Here is a 5,665-nt window from a genome sequence, read left to right as displayed (position 1 = left end):
GTCCGCGTCACACAGCGTTACGTGCCTTGAATCGGCACACTCCACTACTGTGCTCTCACATGACTCTACGGTTCGTATAGATTTTTAGACACTCGTTACGCTTGCTACAGACCTAACGGCCTTTCGCAACTCCGCTCTGCTAAAAACCCGAACCTACCTCGGCCTACTCACCCCGTGCTTAGCACTCCATGGCTCGCAGCGGTTGTGGGGCGCTATTTTTTGTTAATCTAAATGGGTAGGATTTTTTATTTTTATCATTGATTGCTAATAGTTCGATATAACATAAATTTTCTAGAGGGATAATGAAATTCAAAGTTCCAAAGCGCTCATGCTCTCCACCCTTAATGGGAGAAAATCCCAAGTTTTTAAAGTGATTCACTGCGGTGTCTATATCTGTAACAGTATAAACAAGATGGTCAAGATCAAACATTTTCACTTACCTTTATGGATAAAGTCTGCTAGGCATATTCATCATGAAGAAATATGCAAGTCCTGAAAAGATGAGAGAGGAAGGTCCGGTTACTCATGAGCAAGTGGCCGGATTTAGCTTGGGTAGAGTTACTTTAAAATGGCTCTGAGCTTAATTGTGCCTTCAATCGCTTTTAAGTTTATTAAAATTTGCTGATTGGTAGCAGGCTCAATATCCAAGAGTACAGCACCGATGCCCTGGAAAGTTTCTAAGCTTTGACCGACAATATTAATGCTGTGCTCTGCAAGAACATGGTTGATTTGGCCTAAGATACCAGGGATATTTTTGTGAATATGCAGAATACGTTGAGCTTTAGGGTGTGGAGAAAGTTGTAACAAGGGAAAGTTGACTGAGCCCTGAGTATGGCCATAACGGGCAAATTGAATAAACTTGGCAGCGACTTCTGTGCCAATATTAAGTTGCGCCTCCTCTGTTGAGCCACCAATGTGGGGGGTGAGAATAACGTTATCTAAGCCTTGTAATGGTGAGTGAAAGGGCTGAATGTTGCTTTCTGGTTCTATTGGAAATACATCCAGTGCTGCACCTTTGAGTTCCTTGGTGGTTAGTGCGGCCGCCAGAGCGTCAATATCGACGACATGACCCCGACTGGCATTAATTAAAATGGTATCCGGCTTCATTTGGCCAATTTCATGTTCAGCGATGAGATATCTAGTTTCTTCACTTTCTGGAACATGCAGAGAAATAATATCTGCTGTTTGCAATAGTGTTGCCAGGCTTGGTACTTGTTTAGCATTGCCTAAGGGTAATTTAGCCAAGGTATCATAGTAAATAACATGCATGCCAAGGGATTCAGCAAGGACGGATACCTGTGAGCCGATATGCCCATAGCCGATAATGCCCAGGGTTTTACCGCGGATTTCATGGCAACCCGTTGCAGCTTTTAGCCATGCGCCTTGATGGGCGGCCTGGTTTTTTGGGAAGATCTGCCTTAGCAGCATAATCGATAGGCCGATGACAAGTTCAGCGACTGAGCGAGTATTGGCGTGTGGTGCATTAAATACTGGAATACCTGATGCTGTGGCGAATGCTAAATCTATTTGATTAGTGCCTATGCAAAAGCAGCCAATGCCTTTGAGTGAGGGGGCTTGTTCTAGGATAGTCTTATTGATCTGCGTGCGTGAACGAATGCCGACAAGGTCAATATCTTTGCTATTTAATGTATGAATTAATTCCGCCTCAGACAACGCTGTAGATAAGCTGTGAATATGCTTGAAACCAAATTTTCTGAGTGTTTTATGAGCACTGTCATGAATGCCTTCAAGTAATAAAACATTTAAGTCGTGAGGATGCTTATATTGCATACAATAACTCCAGCTGTTGTTTGATCTCTGCGGGTTGGCAGGCTTTGTGACTCGCTTTTGTAACAACATTAGCTCGTTCTATATGTTGGCAGTAGGCGATAAAATAGTGAGCAATGTTTGCTTCAAAAAGCTGAAAGTCAGTATAGCCATCACCGATAATTGTAATAGGTGTTTGCCACAGTGATAAGCATTGCCTGGCGCCGGTGATTTTATCTGTTGCAAAGCCATTTTCCGGATCAGCGTGTAAGTGTTGGCCGTGCCACTGAAGATTGACTGCTTTAACATGGTTTTTATCAATATTTAATTTTTCTGCTACTGGTAGGATTAGCGGTGTTAGGCCGCCACTGACAATCCAGATATCAAAATAATGATGTGCCCAGGCAATCAGTTCAGGCATGTTTGGGGTGATATAATTGATTAATGTCTTAGCAAAATGCTGAAGTGCTGTTGGTGTCGTATTAAGTAAAGCTAGGCGTTGACTGAGTGATTCGGCAAAGCTGATCTCACCGGCCATGCCAAGGTGAGTGATGTGTTCGATTTTCTTACTTAGTGTAGGGTTGTTTTGGGTGATTTTAAAAAACAAATCCAAGCTTTCGCAGCGAATTAATGTGCTGTCAAAATCAAAAAGTAACGTACCATAATAAGCTGTCATTGTAAGCGTTATCTTTAATTGATGTAATGGAAGGAGATTATTTTAATTCTATGATGCGTATGCAAAAAAGGAAAGTGTTGGCGGACCGGACGGGACTCGAACCCGCGACCCCCTGCGTGACAGGCAGGTATTCTAACCAACTGAACTACCGGTCCTCGTTTGGAGCGGGAAACGAGACTCGAACTCGCGACCCCAACCTTGGCAAGGTTGTGCTCTACCAACTGAGCTATTCCCGCGCAACTGGAAAGGAATTATACGTGATTTCTTTCCAGCGTCAAGGGCTTTTTTTATCTTTTTTTATTGTTGATTCAAAGAGCTGTTGTAATGGTTGATCTAATGCTGTTTTTGATTGTTCTAACAGAGCTGCGAGCTTATCGTCGATGCTGTTAATGCCAGTCGTTTCATTGTGTTTTAAGTGAGTTTGAAATAGTTGGTACAGCGTTAATAAACTGAGTTGGCTCAGTGGGTGGGTAATGATATAGCTGTCATCATTGAGTTGAGCGATGTAGCCGTGCTTATCAAGTAAGGCAACCGCTTCTGTTAGATTGTGCAGTGATGTGTGTGGTAAGTGCTTTTGTAATTGCTTTAATGTTAGGCCCGCGCTATGTGTTTGCTGTTGGTGAAATAGGTGATATAAAGACTGTAAGCAGAGATTAAATAAAGATAAAGCCTGTTCTGCATGTTGGCGGTGTTGTTGGTGAAAGCGCAAGCCATTGACGATTTGTGCACCCAGCAAGAAAATCAACCAAGACCAATATACCCACACCAAGAAAATAGGCAAAATAGCTAGTGTGCCATAAATCATTTTATAAACCGCCATGTGATCTGCGACATACCAAGCAAAGGCCAGCTTAGCACCTTCTATACAAATAGCGGCAAAAACAGCCCCACTGAGCGCGTGGATAAATCGAACTCGGCAGTAAGGAATCGCCATATACAAAAAGGTTAATGTGGCAACGGAGCTTAGAAAAGGTAAGGTGAGCCAGATGAGCTGAGCACCGTCGGTAATCAGTGAAGGGTCATGAAACAGCTTTAATGTTAAGAGGCTAGAGGCGGCTGTTAAGCTGATGCCAAGTACAATGGGCCCAAGCGTTAATAAGGCCCAGTAGAGTAAAAGCGAGTGCATCAGCGGGCGGCGTTTTTTAATGCCCCAAATATCATTTAAAGCACTCTCGACATTCATAAAGAGCAAGATGGCCATAAATAATAAAAAGAAAATAGATTTAACTGGAATTTGGGTGGATTGCTGTTGAAAGCTTGAAATATACCCTTGTAAAATACTACTGGCCGATGGGACAAAGTTATTGAGAATAAATGCTTGCAGCTTGAGGGTGGCTTCTTGAAAGGCTGGAATTGACATAAGAATGGCAAACAGCACGATGACTAACGGACCTAAGGTGAGCAAACTAGTAAATGTTAATGCAGCGGCACGGTAAATACAGCCGCTGTGTTTAAATGCGTGGCAAATCCAGAGAATAAAGGCCCATAACGGCTTGAGTTGCTGAGAGAGCATGTGGGTGAATTTATACATATTGCCTCGGTAATATTATTATTTATACCTAAATCTATGGTCATTCGTCTTTAAGTTGATGGTGCTTATTATTGTGTTATCGTGTATACCATACTATTTAATTTTATTATTAAATATAAGTTTATTAGTCAAGTTTAGTGGTCAGTTTAATTTTAAAGGGAGAAAAAATGAAGCTTGTGATTGTAAGTGGCAGTCATCGTCAACATTCTGAGTCTCGTAAAGTGTCGGAATATATTGCAGATCGTGCAAAGGTGCTGCATTATCAGGATAGTGTCCATCTCGTTGATTTAGCCGCAGAGAGCTTGCCCATGTGGGATGAAAGCATTTGGCAAGGGGATCAGGAGTGGCAAGCACGTTTAGCTCCGCTGCATCAACAATTGCATGAAGCGAGTGCTTTTGTGATTGTATCACCGGAATGGTCAGGTATGGTGCCTGCGGCCCTTAAGAACTTTTTTTTGCTTTGTGGTGCACGTGAACTTGGTCATAAGCCGGCTTTAATTGCTGCGGTCTCTGCAGGTATCGGGGGAAGTTATCCTGTGAATGAGCTGCGTACGAGTAGTTATAAAAATACTCGCTTGTGTTATCTACCTGAGCATTTAATTATTCGTAATGTGAAGCAGGTATTGAATGTGCCGTCGGCATCAATAGAAAATAATAGTCAATTGAGTGTGGAAGATCAATATATTCGTGAGCGTATTGATTTTAGTGTGAGTTTGTTACATGGCTATGATGTTGCCTTAAAACAAGTTAGGGCAGCCAACTTAACAGATTATGAAAAATATCCAAATGGCATGTAGCATGCAGCAGTAGCGGCTTAGGTTTAACAGTTAACTGTTATTTGGAAACTAGTGGCAAGACAAGGATATAGTACAGTGTTTAATCTTGATGAATATGATCTGGTTGATTTAACGCATTTTCTTGATGAGGCTGTACCTTGTTGGGAAGGTGGCTGTGGTTTTTCACAGGCGGTAACCTTGGATTATTCTGAAGGTTGTCGTGTACACTCACTATCGATGAGGGCCGGCATTGGTACGCATATGGATGCGCCACGTCACTTTTACTCAGAAGGCCCGGGTCTTGATCAGCTGAAGTTAGAGACGTTGATTGTGCCTGTATGCGTGGTAGATGTGCGTAGGCAAGCTGAGGCGGATTACCTGATTCATGTGGATGATATCCATGCATTTGAAGCAGTCTATGGCAAGATTAGTCAGGGCTGTTTTGTTATTGGCTTAACCGGTTGGGGACAATATTGGCATGATCCACGCCAATATCGTAATGCGGATGAGGCCGCGCAGTTGCACTTCCCAGGCTTTAGCCCAGAGGCCGCTCAATTATTATTAACACGTAAAATTGTTGGGATAGGTATTGATACGTTATCTCCGGATGGTGGCAACACCGCGTTTCCCGTTCACCATTTAGTATTGGGTGCAGGGTGCTATATTGTTGAGAACCTTGCCTATTGTGAGCAATTGCCAGCGATGGGTGCTCACATCTCGCTATTGCCTTTAAATGTGCGTGATGGCACGGAGTCACCATTACGTGCCATCGCCGCAGTCCCTAAGGCTAAGGTTTAGCCCTAGCCTCCGCTGCGAGCCATGGAGTGCTAAGCACGGGGTGAGTAGGCCGAGGTAGGTTCGGGTTTTTAGCAGAGCGGAGTTGCGAAAGGCCGTTAGGTCTGTAGTGATCAGGCT

General features: G+C 43.3%; 6 protein-coding genes and 2 tRNA genes. 2 read left to right on the top strand and 6 right to left on the bottom strand.

The genetic code is table 11. From position 1 onward, the window contains the following. Positions 1 to 178: 178 nt before the first annotated feature. The 6 genes from C200_RS03925 to C200_RS03900 form a co-directional block, all read right to left on the bottom strand. The gene (locus C200_RS03925) at positions 179 to 430 is read right to left on the bottom strand and encodes a VOC family protein (protein WP_032126328.1); all 252 of its coding nucleotides are present in this window, start codon (positions 428 to 430) and stop codon (positions 179 to 181) included. A gap of 128 nt (positions 431 to 558) precedes the next feature. After that, positions 559 to 1,791 carry a phosphoglycerate dehydrogenase gene (serA, locus tag C200_RS03920; protein WP_016211589.1) on the bottom strand — a complete coding sequence of 411 codons (1,233 nt, stop codon included), beginning with the start codon at positions 1,789 to 1,791 and terminating at the stop codon, positions 559 to 561. Continuing rightward, the gene (locus C200_RS03915; RefSeq protein ID WP_016211592.1) at positions 1,781 to 2,443 is read right to left on the bottom strand and encodes an HAD-IB family phosphatase; all 663 of its coding nucleotides are present in this window, start codon (positions 2,441 to 2,443) and stop codon (positions 1,781 to 1,783) included. The genes serA and C200_RS03915 overlap by 11 nt, the downstream gene beginning before the upstream one ends. A gap of 78 nt (positions 2,444 to 2,521) precedes the next feature. Continuing rightward, positions 2,522 to 2,598 (bottom strand) — tRNA-Asp (locus C200_RS03910). A 5-nt stretch (positions 2,599 to 2,603) separates the two neighbouring features. Next, positions 2,604 to 2,679: transfer RNA gene (locus tag C200_RS03905), tRNA-Gly, on the bottom strand. A 38-nt stretch (positions 2,680 to 2,717) separates the two neighbouring features. After that, complete coding sequence (locus tag C200_RS03900) at positions 2,718 to 3,974, bottom strand: YihY family inner membrane protein (RefSeq protein WP_016211590.1); 1,257 nt, start codon at positions 3,972 to 3,974, stop codon at positions 2,718 to 2,720. Between the two features lie 167 nt (positions 3,975 to 4,141). On the opposite strand from C200_RS03900, the gene C200_RS03895 reads away from it, so the two are divergent. Both C200_RS03895 and C200_RS03890 read left to right on the top strand, forming a co-directional pair. Then, positions 4,142 to 4,771, top strand: a complete 630-nt coding sequence (locus C200_RS03895; RefSeq protein ID WP_032126329.1) for an NADPH-dependent FMN reductase — start codon at positions 4,142 to 4,144, stop codon at positions 4,769 to 4,771. A gap of 51 nt (positions 4,772 to 4,822) precedes the next feature. Beyond that, a complete protein-coding gene (locus C200_RS03890) occupies positions 4,823 to 5,548 on the top strand; it encodes a cyclase family protein (RefSeq protein WP_230583213.1) in 726 nt (241 codons plus the stop codon). Positions 5,549 to 5,665 lie beyond the last annotated feature (117 nt).

The sequence above is a fragment of the Piscirickettsia salmonis LF-89 = ATCC VR-1361 genome (assembly GCF_000297215.2).
GTDB lineage: Bacteria > Pseudomonadota > Gammaproteobacteria > Piscirickettsiales > Piscirickettsiaceae > Piscirickettsia > Piscirickettsia salmonis.
This window is presented reverse-complemented; position numbering and strand designations above follow the sequence as displayed.